Raw genomic sequence first — 17156 nt, forward strand, 5'->3', positions numbered from 1 at the left:
AAAAAATTTTTTATCAATGAAACAAAAAGCGGCCAGCCTTCTTACATCCAGGCTGGCATTGCTCTTTTCTTCCGTTTTTACATCGTCTGTTTCCTGTCCTCAATGGTTCCCATCTTGTACATGTCACTGACCAGCTCCCGTGTCGTTGCCAGTCCAGCCGTATATTCGTCTGCCGCTTGATAGTAGACGGCTCCGCCTGCATCCACCATGCCCAACTCTCTCGCCCTGGATCGAGCCTGATCCTTATCATAACCTGCCATTTTCATTCCTCCTTCCCTTTGGTTGAATCCGCTTTAGTTTGTACGGGAATCTCCAGCTTTAGCCAAAAAGGCGCCTTGCCCAATTCGAGGGACAAAGCGCCTTTATTATCAGCTATGCTTATTTTTCGTTATCGGATTCTGGAGCGATCATTGCCCAACCAGCTGCTGGAGCATCCACAGGAGTTACGCCACCAGTTGTAACAAATTGATCTACTCCTGGCATCATTGCCCAACCAGCTACGTTAGAGACGACTGGAACATATTGACCACTTACCCATACATACTCATCTTTACCTGGCATGATAACCCAGCCACCTTGTTGAGTCAAACCTTGAATTGGAGTAACGGTTTGTGGAGTCGCAGGTTTTACTTCAGGTTTAGTTGCTGGTGCAGTTGTTGTTGCATCAGTTGCCGGCTTTTCTTCAGTAGTTGCTGGTTTTTCTTCAGTAGTTGCCGGTTTTTCTTCAGTTGCAGTTGTTTTTGCTTCTGTTGCAGTAGTCGTTTCAGTAGCTTTTACTGCCTCTTCAGCAAATGCAGCTTGTGTGAAGAGAGCTGCTCCTAAGATACAAGAACTCATGATCAGTGTGCTTTTCTTTTTCATATGTGTACACTCCCATTCCGCGGTACACACTTTTGTCTTACACGAATGTCCCCAAACCCGAACTTGAAGGTATGCTATATGCACTGCTGCATTTTCCTGAGAAAATACGTAAACTGCTCTAATTCGTCGTCAGTCAGATTCTCCAGCAGCTTTCCCACTAGTGCTCTCCTGTGGCACAGAAGTCCTTCCAGAGTTGGAACGGCTTGTTGTGACAAAGTGACCCACACGACACGTCGATCCTGTTCGTCTCGAACCCGGTCAATAAAACCGGCCTTAACCAACCGATTGAGTGCGATTGTGGTGGCACTATTGGATAACTTCAAAATAGTCGCCAGCTCAGAAACTGTGCTTCGTCCTTTTTGATGTAGCACACGCAACAAGATAAACTGCTTCGGACTGATTGACTCTTCCTCTAGCCAATTGTTAATAAAGAAACGAGCAATCTCGACAAAAACTCGATCCAGTTCCTCAAGTTTACTGGCACGGGACATATTGCTCACGACATCACCTATTTTCGGAAAATTAATAATATAAGTACTTTTACTATAAAACTATATAGCCTAAGTACCGGAAGATCAATAGGACTCCCGAAATTATTTCTTTTCACGAAAGATATGTATGAGCCAGACAAAGTGTTTACCACTTAATATTTTTATTGTAAAACTTATTTCAAGAACATCTTAACTCAAACAGGAAAAACTGACAATAGATATGCTTGCAAAATAATGTTACGACTTTTTCCGTTTTATCCACGAAGCCAATTATTTCCTTGAATCATCTTTCGTATCTATTCGTAAAGCATGTATAATGGGAAGACAGCCTTACACACACGAGGCATTTGACTCAGGCATGTTTGCCAAAGAAATCACATACATAGGAGAATTTCAATGGAACAAACCAACCCTACACCAAAATGGAAAGTGGAATTGCTTGATTGGTTAAAATCGTTTGTCTTGATTGGCGGATTGACTGCCTTCATCTACGTATTTGTCATGGCTCCCTACGTCGTCCAAGGGCGTTCCATGGAAAGTACGTTGCATGACCGCGAGCGTGTCATCGTAAACAAAGCGATTTACTACCTCAAAGAACCGCAACCTGGCGATATCGTCATCATTCACCCGGATGCAACTGGTGACAACTGGATCAAGCGCGTGGTCGCAGTAGCTGGCGACACCGTTGAAGCCAAAAATGATCAAGTGTATGTCAATGGCCAACCCCTCAGCGAAGAGTATTTGGTCGAAAACAAGCTAAAAACCTCTACAGCAGGGGTAACGTTAACCGAAGATTTTGATCCTGTAAAGATTCCTGAAGGCAGTGTATTTGTCATGGGGGATAATCGCAACAATAGTATGGACAGCCGCGTTATTGGCCCTGTTCAACTGGATCATGTAGTCGGACGAGCAGAGGTTGTATACTGGCCGCTGTCCCAGATTCGCCTCCCACGTTAACATTTATTCAGGCAGCAAAAAGCCGCTCCTTATCGGGGCGGCTCTTTTCGTTTTCGATGGCGTTATTTGTGGGCAATGGTCGCTTCCGAAAAATAATCCTCCAAAGTAAGGCCACTTGCCATAATTTCTTTCGCCATTTCCTTCCCTACATAACGCAAATGCCAAGGCTCATACGCATATCCAGTCGTATCTTCCTTGCCTTTCAAATAACGAATAACAAACCCATAGTCTGCACAGTTGGCTGCCAGCCATATTCCTTCAGGTGTCTCAGCAAATGATTCTTCCAAGCGTGTACTTGCATCAGATCCGGACACATCCATAGCCAAGCCAGTCTGATGCTCGCTCTTTCCAGGTACCGCACTGTAAGCAGCGGCATGTTCAGCACCTTGCGTCCTTACATACGTTTCGTACAGCGATTTTTGGGTCTTATACGAGCGGTAGCCAGAAACGGCATACAGTTCAATGCCTTCTGTCTTGGCTTTGGCAAACAGTTCTTCTAATGCTTGTGCGGCTTCTGCTCTCAGCAATCGCTTCTCCACTTTTTCATCAAAAGGAAATGGAACATTCGGCTCTACCAAATCCGGTGGAATATAATCGCCAGGCAATGCCCGCTGTTTATTTACGACAACCGAGAGATCTGTAGCATTCGTAACGGTTGGCACTCCATCCACATCTTTTATCGTCTCTGCAAGAGATGCCCGTTGGGGACGTGCTGTCTCCTCTTTATTTGGCTCAACTGTCGTTGATTGTGTTCCCTCAGCTGCGGGCTGTCCATTCGATTCACTGGATAGCAATCCGCCTAATGAGGGAGGTTCACATCCACTGAGTAGTGCTACTGATAATGCTGCGACGATCGCAAGGCTGCTGGTGCGATTTTTGTTCATGATCGATCCTCCTGGTTCCTTACAGACACATATGTCTGCTCTACCTTACCACGGAGTACTACGAAAGAAAAGGTAGATAGGTCACGCTTTTTCAAAAGGTATATTCCTCGTTTAGGCTTTGGATAAGCGCCGGTAACCATTCATCCAGCGACCAAAATGGAAAGCCCGCTGCCTTAGCCTTACCGTTATTCATGTAAAAGGAAGCTGCAAATCCAAAGGGAGACGCATCAGAAGCATCTGTCGTTTTCTCGATTCGGACAGGTTTTCCGACTGTTTGCGCAATTGTCTCCATCAGCTCAGCAAGCGAAACAGTCCCATCCGAGCACGCATTCACTGGCCCTGTGATGGACGCTGTCGCCACCCATGCCAAAAATTGAGCTGCTTCCTGTGCATGGATAAAGCACATCTGGGTAGCGGGATTCGTGATCCCAATCGGCCGCTCCTCTTGCACATGCTCAATATGAAACCATAGCCGCCGTGTGTAATCGTCTTCCGCCAGTACGATTGGAAAACGAACAGCTACGACAGGGAAGGCCTTTTCTTGAAAAAAGACGGCTTCTGCTTGACGCTTCCCCTCTTGATAAGTTATCTCGTCTCTCGTTTTCCGGTTGATTGCATACGTGTATGGATCAAATGCTTCTTCCTGTAGCGGTTCCTCGGCATAATCGTAGACGGACAAGGTTGAGGTCAAAACGTACTTTCCCACTTTCCCCCGAAAAACCTTACACGCATCCATTGCATTTTGAGAGGAATAACAGATATTATCGTACACCACGTCCCACTGCTCTTCCCCTGCAGCCATTAATGAGTGGATGTCATCGCGATCAAGCGTTATTCTTGTGACAGCGGCAGGCAACTCCACTTGGGTAAGTCCCCTCGTTGCAACCGTAACGTCTGCCCCCGTTTCAACGAGAAGCTGGACCAATCGCTTTCCAAAAAATCGCGTTCCGCCGAGTACAAGTACTTTCTTCATTTTTGCTACATCCTTTCCTTGGTCAGCCTACTTTTTGCTTTTCAACTCGATGGTTCGCTCTCCTTCCTTCCACACGACTGTATAGCCCAGCTTCTCGCCAACTTTTTTGACAGGCAAGTAAGGGATTCCCTTCACCATGACCACATCAGACTGGAAGGACGTCACTTTTTGTCCCAACCCTAACAGCAGCTTTTTGGCGTGAACATGCGCTACTCCATCTATCATCACTTTTTGCTCTGCTGTGTATGGGTAAACATGGCCGTTTACTTGTAAATCAAAAGGGCCATCTTTTTCTTTTGGAGACTGGATTGGCTGAGCAGCCGTATACGCGATGGCATCGACCCCGAGTACAGTGCCCTCGCGCGTGTTATCCGCACCTCCGTACATTTTGCCTGTTTCAAAATCGTACACAATCGCTTGGACGTTGCCAATGTTCGTCGGTTCCTCAGCAAAGACGTGACCTTTTGCCATCAATTGCAGGATGACATCTTGGTCAATGCCCGCTTCCCACGTCACATTCGGATAGCTGCTCGAAAAAATGCGTGGCGCACGGATCGCATCCTCAATTTCCATTCCATGATCGATCACATTGAGAATCGTCTGCGATACAGAGGCGATAATAGTGGAACCACCAGGTGAGCCAATCGCTAAAAAAGGCTTTCCGTCTTTTAGCACCATGGTTGGCGTCATACTGGAACGCGGACGCTTTCCGGGCTCGACCTGATTGACTCCGCCAGGAATCGCGTCAAAATCTGTCAGCTCGTTATTGAGCATGAAGCCGTATCCCGGAACCATCACACCGCTGCCAAAAATATCTTCAATGGTGGTCGTATACGCCACGATATTCCCCCATCTGTCCATCACAGAGAAATGCGTAGTCTGCTTGACCGGAGATTGATCTCTCAGTTTTATCGACACCTCTGGCTTTTTTCCGGGATCGTACTTCCAAGGATCGCCTGCAACGATATCGGCATTCGCGGTCTCTTCATGAATGAGCTGACGCCGTTCCTTGATGTATTGGTCCGCAATCAGCCCCTTTCTTGGTACTGGATAAACATCCTCGTCCGCCATAAAAGCCGCCCGATCTGCGTAAGCGAGGTGGTTGGCTTCGATCAGATGATGCAAATAGGCTACCGACCCGATTCCGTCCTTTTTGTTATCGTAGCCTTCCATCAGCTTCAAAATCTGAATGAGAGTCAAGCCGCCAGAGCTGGGTGGTGCCATCGAAATCACTTCATATCCGCGATACATGCCGCGGATTGGTTCACGCTCCTTCACTTGATACGCCCGCAAATCATCGAGAGTCATGGAGCCACCCGTTCTTTGTACTTCCTCAACGAGAGCCTTGCCAATTTCCCCTTCATACAAGGCATCTGCGCCTTTGTCGCGGATGATCTTCAACGTTTTCGCCAATTGGGGCTGAACCAGCATCTCGCCTTCTTTGAGTGGAACTCCGTTTGGCGCAAACACCTGTGCAGCCGTCTCGTGCTTTTTCAGCTTTTCCATGGAATTGGCAATAAATTGAGCGGACACCCAGTTGACGCGAACTCCTTTTTCCGCTAATTCAATCGACGGTTCTATCACTTTTTCCAAGTCCCATGTCCCATACGATTTCAACGCCTGCTCTACGCCAAGCAATGTACCTGGGACACCTACGGCCTGACCGCTCATATGTCTCTCCTCAAATGGGATCGGCTTACCATCTGCCTGTAAAAACATATCGGGAGTCACCTTGGCAGGAGCCACTTCTCGACTATCTATTACCGTCACTTTGTTTTGATCCTTGACATAAATCATCATAAAACCACCGCCGCCGATGCCGGACATATACGGTTCGGCCACATTCAGCGCAAATTGGATTCCAGCCGCAGCGTCAATCGCATTGCCGCCCTTTGCCAGGATATCTCTACCGACCTGCGCCGCTGCTGGATGAGAGACCGCGACAATTCCTTTGGTAGCTCCTTGCACACCCGCTGGCACACCTGGGACTTTTCCCACAGCAAAATGCGGAAACGAAAGCACGGAAACAATCGTGAGGGCAACCAACATCCCTTTTTTCATGCGATCCCTCCTATTCCATTTCGTTAACTTCTTCTATTATTATAATTTTCAGCATTTTTTAAGGTCAACCCACAATGACAGTTGCCTAGGCAAACTTTTCTCTACAGAAAAAAACACTCTTCTGCAGCAAGACTTGTCGTCTTCACAGAAGAGTGTTGCGATTTTTGCTTATGGCATGATGACCAAATTGCTCACCACGCGCCGTTCTTTGCCGCCTGAAGGCTTGTTCAACAGCTTGCCATTGTAATAAAACGCACTGGAGCCACCGCCGTCGAGATTATACGCATCCACGACATGCCACTCTTGCAGCTTTCTTTGCGCTTCCTCCAGCGTAACCCCATTACTCCAGCCGTCTCGTCTTCCGTCAATGACAATCAGCAGCAAATCGCCGTTGTCGAAATGGCCGATCAGCGTTCGCGGTTGACGTGCATTCGCCCATTCGCGAGGAATAGGCAATCGCTTGCCGTCCTGCAAGAGACGCGGCAAGAAGCTCGCGCCCTGCAATATCCCTTGTTGCGTAATTTGTGCCTGCGTCTTGATGCTTGTTCCGACTAGATGACCTTTGTTGTTGAAACCGACAAAGCTCAGCTTCGCATTATTGGAAAAGGTTCGAATCTTGCCGTCAACAACCGTAATGCCTAATGGAGTCAGATTGCCCTGCTTGTCCGACATAAAGCCGCCTGCATTGATCGCAAGAATGGCTCCTGTACGCTTACCAGCTTGACTCGTCGTCTCTCCTTTACTTTTCACAGAGTTGTTGGCCAGCACCATTTTCAGCGCTTTCGGATCATTGAGGCGAACTTTGGCCATATAACCGCGGTATCCGCCTTCTTGCAGGGAATAAACTTTCACGGTCGAGTCTTTCCCGAAGTGTTGACCGATCGGCTTGCCAAGCATGTTGGACAAAATCGTGTCCAATACATCCGCAGATTTTTGTGTCTGGGATTTGCTCGCTTCCAGTGCGCTACTGATCTTCTTGTTTTGTTGCTCGTATTCCTTCTGTTCCTTTTTCGAGCGATCCCGGATGTCTTCGATGACGAATTCCACGTTTCGAAGCTGCACCTTGGTGTCGTTGAGCCGTTCCCCCAGTTCATCTGCTTGGCTCTTCGCTACGGCAGAAGAGAGCTTCAGGCCTTCTGTCTGGAGCTTGTCCACTGGATTGTCCAGCGCAAAAGCGACCAAAAAACCGAGAGCAGGCGCCAACAGAAAGAGAAAGAAACGGTTTATCTTACCAAGCACGGGCAGCATCCTCCAATTTTTTCAGAGATGCTTTCAAATCAACCAGCTGTTTGTTGAGCTGGTCAACCCGATCCTGCAGGGCTTCTTTTGTCTTGTTGGTGCCACCAATGGTTTCACCCGTCAAAGCCAAATCTTCTTCCAGATTTCCCAAACCCTTCTGGACATTTTGCATTTCTTCCTGCACCAGAGTCAGTTGATCTCCCAATGCCTTCATCTGCTTTTGATTGTCTTCCTGAATTTGATCAATTCGTTGGTTCACAAATTGTTGTTGCTTGTCCAACGTATAAACAGCAAAGGCATATCCAGCATAGGCAAGTCCTACCCAGACCAGAACGGCCAAAACGATGGGTAGTAAAGGACGCTTACCTTCTGTCTGGGAGGGAATCAATGCCTGAAAAAGACTGCCTCTTCTGCGTCTTCCTTTCTGCTTCCCGTTTGCCGGAAGTGGCAGTGTCGGTGACGAAGTCGATGACGCTCCCATGTATTTGTCGTCCATCGGCTCCCTCCTCCTTTCTGTGACATAGAGTGAGGTTTCATTATAACATAGAAAGATTTTGAAGCAGCCTTTTGCGGAATAATGGAAAAATACATCCAGAAAAGAAAATACCGCCAACATTTTTGGCGGTACTTCACTTTATTTTCGAAGCTGAAATTCGCTTTGCAGCTGATTGTGCAGTCTTTGCAAAAACAGGATCGGGTCTTCCTTGGCGTTCTGTTCTTCGACAAGCTCTAATTTTTTGCGCATGATGCTGGCAATTTGATTCCCGAGTTCATATTTTTTCGCTTGAGATAAAGAAGATAATCTGCTGATGAAGGAGGAAAGCAGCTGCCAGTCCTCTCGGGTAATCGCCTGTTTTTGGCGCTCATCAAGCACGAGTAGCGCATGATTCAAATCAAAGCCGTTTGGCTGTTTGTCTTTCTTTTTCTGAAAAAGAGTCGAGCGCTGTCCTGACTCCATCACGACAATCGTCCCCGCCACCATATCGCCAAGTCGCTTATCACGGGGGTGGAAAAAGCAGACGAGCGCCCCCAGAAAATAACCAGTTGGCATTGCGTCAATGATGCGAAACAGATTCCGGATCGTCGAGGAAACAAACGTCGCAGGCTGTCCATTATCATGGATGACCCGGATTCCCACCAGCCTTTTGCCAACGGTCTGTCCACCCCAGAACGCTTCCAGTAACCAATAGTAGCCAAAATTCACCACGAAGATAGCCAGGATGACGATGGCCAACGCATAGTTGCCAGAATCCAGGAAAAGATCATCTTCATTTCCAAATAAAACTATACCAAACAATAGAAATACAGTAAGATTAACCAGGAGCAAGATTCCTGTATCAATCAGCATCGCAGTGGCGCGGCTGCCTAGACCTGCCGTCTGAAATCGCAGCATAACATGCTCGGGTGTCACGACAGACGCTTCTCGATTTGACCCACTGACGTATGTCGGTTCATTCATGATAGTTTTCTTCCCCCCTCGAAACTTTGAGGTTTTTTCGAGTTTATTACACACGCGCTAATGAAGGAGGCATTATACATGGATATTACCTCGTTTTGGCACAAGCATAAAGCCTCTTGGGCCGAACTGGAACAATTAGTGGAGCGTTTTACCCGACAACCTCGGCACATCAGTGCTACCGATATTGATCGCCTGACACAACTATATAAGAAAACATCTGCTCATTTGGCCTATGTACGCTCCTACCATCCTGCAGACGAGATCACCCTCTACTTAAACCAACTCGTCTTACGTGCACATAATTTGGCTTACAAGCAGCGAATAGGCAGTTGGCAGCAGCTCAAGCATTTCTTTGGCAGCTACTTGATGGGTCTCGTACATAAGCGAATGGGCTTCATTGGTGTGGCAGCCCTTCTTTTCATCATCGGTGGTATTTCTGGCTTTGCCGCCGTCATGGTCGATCCACTCAACCTGTATTATGTATTGCCACAAGGGATGGCAGAGCAGATCGATCCATCCAGGCTGGGAGAAGGGCACGACTCACTAGACAGTCCGGTCATCTCCACGATGATTATGACCAACAACATCAAAGTCGCGATGCTGGCCTTTGTCAGTGGCATTACGTTTGGAATCGTCCCCATCTACCTTCTCTTATTCAATGGCCTTCTGGTTGGAGCTTTGGCTGCCGTCTACTATCAGGCAGATAGCAGCTATGCTTTTTGGGCCTATATTTTGCCACACGGCGTGATCGAGCTAACTGCCATCTTCATTGCTGGCGGAGCAGGTCTTCACATGGGCTACCGCCTGCTTGTGCCCGGCCGCTACGCAAGAAGACATCAATTTTTGGAGGCGGCAAAAGAGTCTGCGCATTTGCTGTTGGCTACCATTCCACTTTTGTTCATCGCGGGAATCATCGAGGGCTATATTACTCCATCGAGTCTCTCGCTCGAAGCCAAGTACATCGTAGCTATTGGCACATTGCTTTTGCTGATTGCCTGGTACTTGCTCGGATACAGACCGGATTCTCACAAAGCTTCTCTTGATTTGATGTCCAAGTAAGTATTGATAACCGTCAGCGTTAATTGATCGGCCGGAACGTCCAGTACCTGGATACCCGCGCCGATCATTTTTTGTTGAAACGCCCTGCGATCGAGCTGGAACCGTTGAGCTACCGCCTTCGTAAACGCCAAGCTACTGTTGCTCGTGTCTATATGACTCCATTCATGCAGCAGCGGATCTGCCAAAGACAGCAGCAAGAGCAAATGCGAACGGCGCATCCGCCACAAATAATTGCTCAACTGATCTTCGACGAGGTAGTTTTCCATATCAGAAAAAAGAACGATCAAGCTCCTTCTCTTCTGCTGGCGATTCAAAAATTCAAGTGCCTTCGCCGGATCAGCCTCTACAAAATCACTCGTCAGGTTGTAGGTCGCCTCCAACAGAGTGTGCAAGTGGCGCAGCCCTCTGCCTGGAGGTATGTACGTCTTGATCTCATGCGAATAGGCTAGTAACGCCACCTGATCTCCTTGACGCAATGCCACAGCCGCTAATGTGAGCGCAGATTCCAGTGATCGATCCAGTCTTGTCTGGTTATCCAGCTCGACCCCCATCAACCTGCCACAATCGATCAGAATGGTTATTACCTTGCCATGCTCTGGTCGATATTGATTCGTCATCAGACGTCGGGAGCGTGCTGAAGCGGACCAGTTAATCATCCGAGGATCATCGTCAGGCACGTAATCGCGGATCGCATGGAATTCCGTACCCGCTTTCGCCCTGCGCATGATTTTTTTCCCGTCGACGATCAAGCTCTCCTGCAACGAAGCCAAATAGCCTCGAACGGCTGAAAGGTCGGGGTATACCTTGATCGTTTGTTCGCACGCAAAGCGGCTTTGGCGATACCACAAGCCGAACTTGCCATTCCACCGCATGTAAAGCCAGCGGAACACGTACTCTCCGCGCTCTTTTCCTCTTGTTTCAAAACTGATGTTGGTTAAGGGTTGCTCCATCACACCCGTGACTGGTCCTGCTTCTTCAAATGACAGCGGAAGATCATCCACGATGGCGAAGGAAACGGATTGTCCGCTTCTATTGGCAAGCTCAAGCCCGATCGAAAACGATTGTCCGATATCCGTCTGCTCAGGCAAGATTCTTTGGATAGACAAGTCCCGACGTTTGGGGATAGTAACCCAATCCAGGACGCTAGCAATCAGGAGCAAGCCGTTGTACAAAAAGAAGAGCGAATAGCCAATTTCCAGTAGGAATCCGACGATCGCGATGGGCGTGCCCAGCAAAACTGCCACGAGCAGTCGCTTGGATGGCAAGACAAAACGGTCTGCCAAAAAATCAGCGAGGAACTGGAATAGCCGCCAGCGTCTCTTCGATGATGTGGTCACTGGTACCCCCCTCCAATTCTACCTGCGGTGACAGAATGAGTCGGTGCCGCAATGCAGGGCGGGCCACCATCTTCACGTCATCCGGCGTCACAAACTTGCGATTGTCCAAAAGCGCCCAGGCTTTGCTCGCCATCAACACGGCAATTCCAGCACGAGAGCTGGCACCTAAGAGCAATCGTTTCGTTTCGCGTGTGTTGCGAATCAATGTCGTAATGTACTCCAGAATCGAATCATCCACAACCACTTCTTCTAATTCGCGTCGCTTCTCCAAAATTGCCTCCCATGTAAAGAGCGGCTCTTGATTACGTTCGTGGCTGCGCTTGTTGGGAATATGTTTGGCGAGAATTTGCTTTTCATTTTCATGGGAAGGATACGACATCGTTAGCTTGAACAAAAAGCGATCGAGCTGAGCCTCCGGCAATACATACGTTCCTTCATACTCCACCGGATTTTGCGTAGCGACGACAAAAAACGGATCTGGCAAAGGATAGGTGACACCATGAATCGTCACTTGCCCCTCCTCCATGGCTTCTAAAAGGGCCGCTTGGGTTTTCGGGGGAGTCCGGTTGATCTCGTCCGCCAGCAGCAAGTTGGCGAAAACAGGACCTTTGATTGTCTCAAACTGGTTCTGCTGCATATTGAACACCACATGACCAATTATGTCCGATGGCATCATGTCAGGCGTAAACTGGACGCGCTTACTCACGCCCCCCATCAACTCCGACAAGGTCTTTACCATTTTCGTCTTTCCGATACCGGGTACACCTTCTAGCAAAACGTGTCCACCGGCAACCAAAGCGGTTAGCAGCAACCGAATATTTTGCCTTTGACCAACCAGCTCTTTTTCCATTTGTTGCAACAATTGCTCCACGGTAGTTGTCACTCCTTCTCCAGACGCTTCGTAATCTCATCCAACAAAAGACTGTCTGCAAGCAAGCTCTTCAGCGAGTATCGCCCTTCGTTTTTTGCCTGCTCCAGTCGTTCCAGCAGATGAGCGAATTTCTCTACCTCTTGATTTGTCCATCTTGTTTTGGCATATCGCACGATTTCCAAACGATCAGCTCGCAGGTGCACTCCCCATCGATCGTACAACAACTGTCGCATGTACGTTTCTCGATGTCGCAACGCATCCTTTGCCAGCCCTCTTCGCTCATACCAGCTAGACACGGCAAGCAACGTCTCATCACCACGTCGCACCGTCCATTCCCTAAGCGTATAGACTGGTCCGAATCGTTTTCCTCTCCACCACACATACAGCAAAAGCAGGATACCGAGTTGGATGCAAGCGGCTATGAGCCACCCCGGGTAGATCGCCAAAAAACCTGGTTTTTCCTGCAAGCCGTGATGGTATTCATCTACCCAAAGAACTGACCAATCCCCTTGTACATACGGCCAGATCGCTTCAAAGTGGGACAGTCGATCAATTTTTTGATTGGTTAGCCATTCCGGTACGAGAAAAAACGTGACACTGCCATCTCCCACTTCTGTTCTTCCTCCAAGTATCCCTTGATCGTCGTAGAGAAGTGGCTCCATGTCGTCCTCTTCTAAAAATCTCAATGAGGTCTCCGCTTTGCCCATGAAGCTGCCCTGAACGAGAGGTCCCTGAATGTTCCGCTCCTGATTTTCTTTACCCCGGATGTACTCCGTATCAAAGGGAAGATCTTCCCACTCTGGTCTCGACTGAAAGAGAATCAGGTCATTGCCTTCACTGACCCAGTCCAGAATATCTATCTGTTCCTCTGGCATCAGCCTTTCCGGCTCTACCACGAGCATGGCCTGCCCGGTTGCTGTCGGTAAAAAACGCATCGGCTGACGCCATTCCTTTACCTGCTTGCCTTTTTCCTCCAGTAGTACGAGCACCGCCTTGATTCCACTCGGCTGTGCAGATGAAGCCAAGTACGGTGGGAGAGGCTCAGCTGCAGGCTTGACGATCAACCAGCCCACGATGACGAGCAACAAGGTAGCCACAACGATTCCGACGCGATAAGTGCGCAAACTATCCATGCTGTCCCTCCTCGCGCCAGATGCCTTCCAGTTCGTTCACACGCTGCCAGAATGACCCTTCATCAACAAGTGCCTGCCCGTACCAAACAGCGTCGAATTCTCGTGCGAAACTGCCGAACACATCGCGTAAGCTCGGCTGATTTGCCTCAATTTCTTCTGCGTATTCCCAATTCGTTTTCCATTTCTCCACACGAACCCACGACTTCATTTGCAAATAAACCAACAACGCCAAAAACAACGAGCGTTCTCCTTCCCGCCATTCTCCTCGCGCTGCTTTTTCCTTCGCATCACGCAAATAATCTGCATGAGAACGTATTTTTTCACCGTCCATAAACAGCGGTCGATGCTTCTTCTGTTCCCAAATCATCCTGCGGAACAACCAGTAAATGATGCCGACCAGTCCCAGTACTGCCAGGATGAGCACGAGTGTCGATACGGTATTTGCCGCACCAGTTGGAATATAGGTCCACTCAAAAAGATCGGCGATCAACTCGATCAAAAACTCCATGGCTCTTTGAATCCAGTTCTCTCCACTGCCTTGGGGCAAATTAAACTCGTCTCTGGCTAGAATCTCTTGTAAATGCTCCTTGTCATCTACCCAAGGACTCGTGCTAATCATGTGTAACTCCCGGCTCTTGTGCAGGGGTAGGAGCTGCTGGTTCTACTGGTGCAGATGTGGCAAGCTGACGGCTTACGAGCTCTTGTAAATCTGTCCCGTCTTTTCTCACACGAAGATCAAAGTAAGCCAAGGCGTAAACAATGGCCATCCAAGGACTCAAGAGGCAGGTAAGTGCAACCAGAATCATTTGCGCCAGAATAGATGTGCCTAAGACGCCCGTGAGTACTAATTGTATGCCGCTAGAGAACATCGAGTAAATCACACTCAAAACAACAAAAATACCGAATAAACGCCAAAAGTTTCCTTTTGTCAAATTCCAGCTCTCACCGATTCCGATACCATCGCGTTCGAACAGAACGAGCGGCATATAAAAACCCCAACGAATTAAGAAAAAGCCCGGTACGAGCATCATCCCGGCAATTAAGAATAAATAGCCAAACAAAACCAGAACGATCATAAGCACAATACTGCCTTCATCTGACGGATCAAACATAGTTTCCAATGTCATTCCACCAGCGAAGGCGATCATAACGAAAATCAATCCATATACGATGACAAATGCTGTCGACACTGCAAATGCGATTACTCCATATAGGAAAGTACTGCCCGCGAGCGGCCAAAATCGGCGAAGTGCCCCCTTCAAGGCATCTTTTAAGCTCAAGGTCTCTCCCTCGAGAGCAGCCTTCGTCAGTAAAATCGAACCGGAAATCATTTGCGGATAGGCGATGATCATAAGAATCGGTCCGACAAGGAATATGAATATGAGCAACATAGGCAAGCTTTGTGTCATAAATTCTTCTTGTCCGGCAAATCTTGCGCCTAACGATTCTGCAAAGTCCATACCTTCTGTATCTTGTGCGAGCAAAGGCACTCTGGTAAGGTCAACCAGAAGCAGTTGCTGCAGGAGTAATAATGGACCGAACCAAATTAAAGCCAACAAAAAGAATGCTCCAAAATGCTGGCGATACACTGAAAAGCTCTTGTCCAACAGCTTCCCCACTCCCATGGGGGCAATCGGCGTACGATTCATGAGAAACCTCCATCTTTCTTTTTGAGAGTACCTGATAAGTATACACGATTTTCCTGTTTTTTTAAAAAAATCATCTAATTTTGCTAATGTTTTCCTGCCTGATTTTGTCAAATCAGGTGTTAGTCCAATGCGGTCGCCACCCTGTTGAATATGATATTGCATGCATAGTTAGGAGGGTGTTGCCTTTGAAAGCATTGCGAAAGAAGCAGCTAAAAGCAAAGCAAGCCCGCTGCCGCTGCAAGAAGCGATCTACCAAACGTAAATCCAATAGTCTGCTCAAGCAGTTACGTCGTTTTGTGCGTATCCACGTTCGCGCACCTCAAGTGAATGTGACCACCCCCACCCCTCAAGTAGAAGCGCCTGTTGTGCATGTAGATGCTCCCGTTGTACAAGTAGAACCGCCTGTTGTACAAGTAGAGGCACCTTATGTACAAGTAGAAGCTCCGAAGCCAATCGTCATCCCGGCACCGTTAGTGACGGTAGATGTCGAGAGGGAAGAATCAGCGGACCAAGCATGTATAGAAGGGCTTCGTCAGGAACTTGGCAAATGCATGAGAAACGATCAACTTGTGGAGGTCTTACTTACGACGGATTGGGGGCCTGGGGGTCGATCTTATCGAGTCGGCAAGCTTCTGAGAGTGGACGAAGGAATCATTGAATTACAGACCTTACCCTCCTCACGTACCAACGGAGCCTCTATTCTTATTCCTATCACCCACATCGTCGCGATTATTCCAAATGTACAACCCAATTGAACAAGCTGATATTCTGCGAGGCTTTAGGAGGGACTAAAGATGAGGGGGAGTCTGTGCGTAGTAGATTCCCCCTCATCTTACCCCATTTCGTACAATACGCATGTGGGACAAGCCCTTTTGTTCAACGGGCCTGTCCACTCTGGCGCAAGACATTGCATGATTCTTTCGTCTCGAAGATATGAATAAACGCCCACTTCTCCGATCTCACTTTAGGGAAGTGGGCCGCTAGCATTCACTTTTTGGTTTTACATACCCCTGTTATTCCATACGTCTAGCACATCTCTTGCGACCCGATCCCATGTAAATCTTTGTTCGGCAAGCTGGCGTCCACTTCTCCCCATTTGTCGTTGGAGGTCGCGGCTGGACAATAGTTGTTTTAGCTGTACAGCAAACGCTTGAGGGTCCTCCGGCTGCTCGACCAACAGTCCATTGCCTCCGATGATCACCTCAGCATTTCCACCCCGTTTTGTCGTGACAAAAGGCAGACCGGCAGCCATCGCTTCATAATGGACACGAGCCAGTGGTTCCTCCCATTGCGAAGGACAGACAAAAATGTCCCCCGCCCAGAACCAGTGGTGAATCTGATCTGCCGGAACAAAACCCGTTGTAATAACCGGAACAGGTGAACGATTCGCTAATGAGCGTACATATGCTGCATAGTCACTGATTTTATTTTCACCGTACCAGGACCCTCCAACCAAAACGAGAGCAATGTTGGAATGGTAGGAGCGGAGTTCATTCATCGCACGAACCAGAATATCGGCCCCTTTTTTCGGCGTCAATCGCCCAACAAACAAGATCACTTGTTTGTTGCCCAGATTGTGGGTAGCCCGAAGTTCCTGACGAATCTTTTGCGCCGTTTTGGATCCTTCTACCGGAACGAATGTATCCAGGTTTACACCGGAATAAATCGTACGAAGCTTGTTTGCGGCTTCGGGATACAACGAGGCAATGACCCGGCCGACATAATCACTGATGGTGATGATCCGTTCTGTTTCAGCAACCGCTCTAGCAGCTTCTGCCTGCCCTATTTTTACCGGATCAAACATATCATTGTGCATACTTAGAATAATACGTGCGTTCGGGCATACTTCACGAATGATGGGAACCATCCGCGGTCGGTTAAAAATATGGATGACATCATAGGTGTTCGCACTCAGAAAAGCGGCTACTTCGCGTGCATAAATCTCGAACACACCTTGACCATCTACTCGCACATAACGCGCATTGTGAACTTTTTCATCCTTTGGTAGCGTGGGATCCGACGTTCCCAGGATAGTCAGTTCGTGATGCCTCCCTAGAATATCTGCAATCCCTGCAATATAAGTCTGAATCGCTCCCCCTCGTATAGGAGGGACTGGCAATTTTTCTGTACAGACCATGATAACTTTCATCCGTATTCTCCTTTCCCGTTCCGACTTCTTACA

Annotated in this window: 18 protein-coding genes; 3 read left to right on the plus strand and 15 right to left on the minus strand. The window is 48.3% G+C overall.

The window, feature by feature from the left end; all coding sequences use genetic code 11:
- Positions 1-77: 77 nt before the first annotated feature.
- From M3630_RS12665 to M3630_RS12675, 3 genes are all read right to left on the minus strand, one after another.
- A complete protein-coding gene (locus M3630_RS12665) occupies positions 78-260 on the minus strand; it encodes a YozQ family protein (RefSeq protein ID WP_251252338.1) in 183 nt (60 codons plus the stop codon).
- Positions 261-378: 118 nt separating this feature from the next.
- Entirely contained in the window at positions 379-861 is a 483-nt protein-coding gene (locus M3630_RS12670) for a hypothetical protein (protein ID WP_251252339.1), read from the minus strand.
- A gap of 74 nt (positions 862-935) precedes the next feature.
- Positions 936-1361, minus strand: coding sequence for a MarR family winged helix-turn-helix transcriptional regulator (locus M3630_RS12675; protein ID WP_015891940.1), 426 nt, complete (start codon positions 1359-1361; stop codon positions 936-938).
- A 387-nt stretch (positions 1362-1748) separates the two neighbouring features.
- Between M3630_RS12675 and lepB the strand changes: the two genes are divergently transcribed.
- Entirely contained in the window at positions 1749-2309 is a 561-nt protein-coding gene (gene lepB, locus M3630_RS12680) for a signal peptidase I (protein WP_173608087.1), read from the plus strand.
- 62 nt (positions 2310-2371) lie between these two features.
- Here the strand turns inward: lepB and M3630_RS12685 are convergent, their stop codons facing one another.
- The 6 genes from M3630_RS12685 to M3630_RS12710 all read right to left on the minus strand — a co-directional run bounded on the left by M3630_RS12685 (position 2372) and on the right by M3630_RS12710 (position 8925).
- Entirely contained in the window at positions 2372-3193 is an 822-nt protein-coding gene (locus tag M3630_RS12685) for a M15 family metallopeptidase (RefSeq protein ID WP_251252340.1), read from the minus strand.
- 91 nt (positions 3194-3284) lie between these two features.
- Positions 3285-4166 carry an NAD-dependent epimerase/dehydratase family protein gene (locus M3630_RS12690; protein ID WP_251252341.1) on the minus strand — a complete coding sequence of 294 codons (882 nt, stop codon included), beginning with the start codon at positions 4164-4166 and terminating at the stop codon, positions 3285-3287.
- A gap of 27 nt (positions 4167-4193) precedes the next feature.
- Positions 4194-6227 carry a gamma-glutamyltransferase gene (ggt, locus tag M3630_RS12695; protein ID WP_251252342.1) on the minus strand — a complete coding sequence of 678 codons (2034 nt, stop codon included), beginning with the start codon at positions 6225-6227 and terminating at the stop codon, positions 4194-4196.
- Positions 6228-6395: 168 nt separating this feature from the next.
- On the minus strand, positions 6396-7475 hold the full coding sequence (locus M3630_RS12700; protein ID WP_251252343.1) for a phosphodiester glycosidase family protein: 1080 nt from the start codon (positions 7473-7475) through the stop codon (positions 6396-6398).
- Positions 7456-7962: a coiled-coil domain-containing protein gene (locus tag M3630_RS12705; protein ID WP_173608092.1), complete on the minus strand. Its 507-nt coding sequence runs from the start codon at positions 7960-7962 to the stop codon at positions 7456-7458. Before M3630_RS12705 ends, M3630_RS12700 begins: the two co-directional genes overlap by 20 nt.
- A gap of 138 nt (positions 7963-8100) precedes the next feature.
- Positions 8101-8925 (minus strand): RDD family protein, encoded by an 825-nt coding sequence (locus tag M3630_RS12710; RefSeq protein WP_251252344.1) that lies wholly within the window; start codon positions 8923-8925, stop codon positions 8101-8103.
- 78 nt (positions 8926-9003) lie between these two features.
- Between M3630_RS12710 and M3630_RS12715 the strand changes: the two genes are divergently transcribed.
- Positions 9004-9984, plus strand: a complete 981-nt coding sequence (locus M3630_RS12715; RefSeq protein ID WP_173608094.1) for a stage II sporulation protein M — start codon at positions 9004-9006, stop codon at positions 9982-9984.
- Here M3630_RS12715 and M3630_RS12720 read toward each other — a convergent pair.
- Genes M3630_RS12720 through M3630_RS12740 form a run of 5 tightly spaced genes read right to left on the minus strand, consistent with a single transcriptional unit; the run spans position 9951 to position 14974 of the window.
- Complete coding sequence (locus tag M3630_RS12720) at positions 9951-11321, minus strand: DUF58 domain-containing protein (protein ID WP_251252345.1); 1371 nt, start codon at positions 11319-11321, stop codon at positions 9951-9953. The genes M3630_RS12715 and M3630_RS12720 overlap by 34 nt on opposite strands.
- Entirely contained in the window at positions 11272-12192 is a 921-nt protein-coding gene (locus tag M3630_RS12725; protein ID WP_232773294.1) for an AAA family ATPase, read from the minus strand. The genes M3630_RS12720 and M3630_RS12725 overlap by 50 nt, the downstream gene beginning before the upstream one ends.
- Before the next feature lie 8 nt (positions 12193-12200).
- Positions 12201-13325 (minus strand): DUF4350 domain-containing protein, encoded by a 1125-nt coding sequence (locus M3630_RS12730; protein WP_251252346.1) that lies wholly within the window; start codon positions 13323-13325, stop codon positions 12201-12203.
- Positions 13318-13944 carry a DUF4129 domain-containing protein gene (locus M3630_RS12735; protein WP_221868401.1) on the minus strand — a complete coding sequence of 209 codons (627 nt, stop codon included), beginning with the start codon at positions 13942-13944 and terminating at the stop codon, positions 13318-13320. The genes M3630_RS12730 and M3630_RS12735 overlap by 8 nt, the downstream gene beginning before the upstream one ends.
- Positions 13937-14974: a DUF7847 domain-containing protein gene (locus M3630_RS12740; RefSeq protein ID WP_251252347.1), complete on the minus strand. Its 1038-nt coding sequence runs from the start codon at positions 14972-14974 to the stop codon at positions 13937-13939. Before M3630_RS12740 ends, M3630_RS12735 begins: the two co-directional genes overlap by 8 nt.
- Before the next feature lie 176 nt (positions 14975-15150).
- Here M3630_RS12740 and M3630_RS12745 point away from each other — a divergent pair, with 176 nt between their 5' ends.
- A complete protein-coding gene (locus M3630_RS12745; RefSeq protein WP_251252348.1) occupies positions 15151-15729 on the plus strand; it encodes a hypothetical protein in 579 nt (192 codons plus the stop codon).
- Between the two features lie 245 nt (positions 15730-15974).
- Here the strand turns inward: M3630_RS12745 and M3630_RS12750 are convergent, their stop codons facing one another.
- Complete coding sequence (locus tag M3630_RS12750; protein ID WP_251252349.1) at positions 15975-17123, minus strand: glycosyltransferase family 4 protein; 1149 nt, start codon at positions 17121-17123, stop codon at positions 15975-15977.
- Positions 17124-17156 lie beyond the last annotated feature (33 nt).

The organism is Brevibacillus sp. MER 51, from assembly GCF_023714195.1.
Taxonomy (GTDB): domain Bacteria; phylum Bacillota; class Bacilli; order Brevibacillales; family Brevibacillaceae; genus Brevibacillus.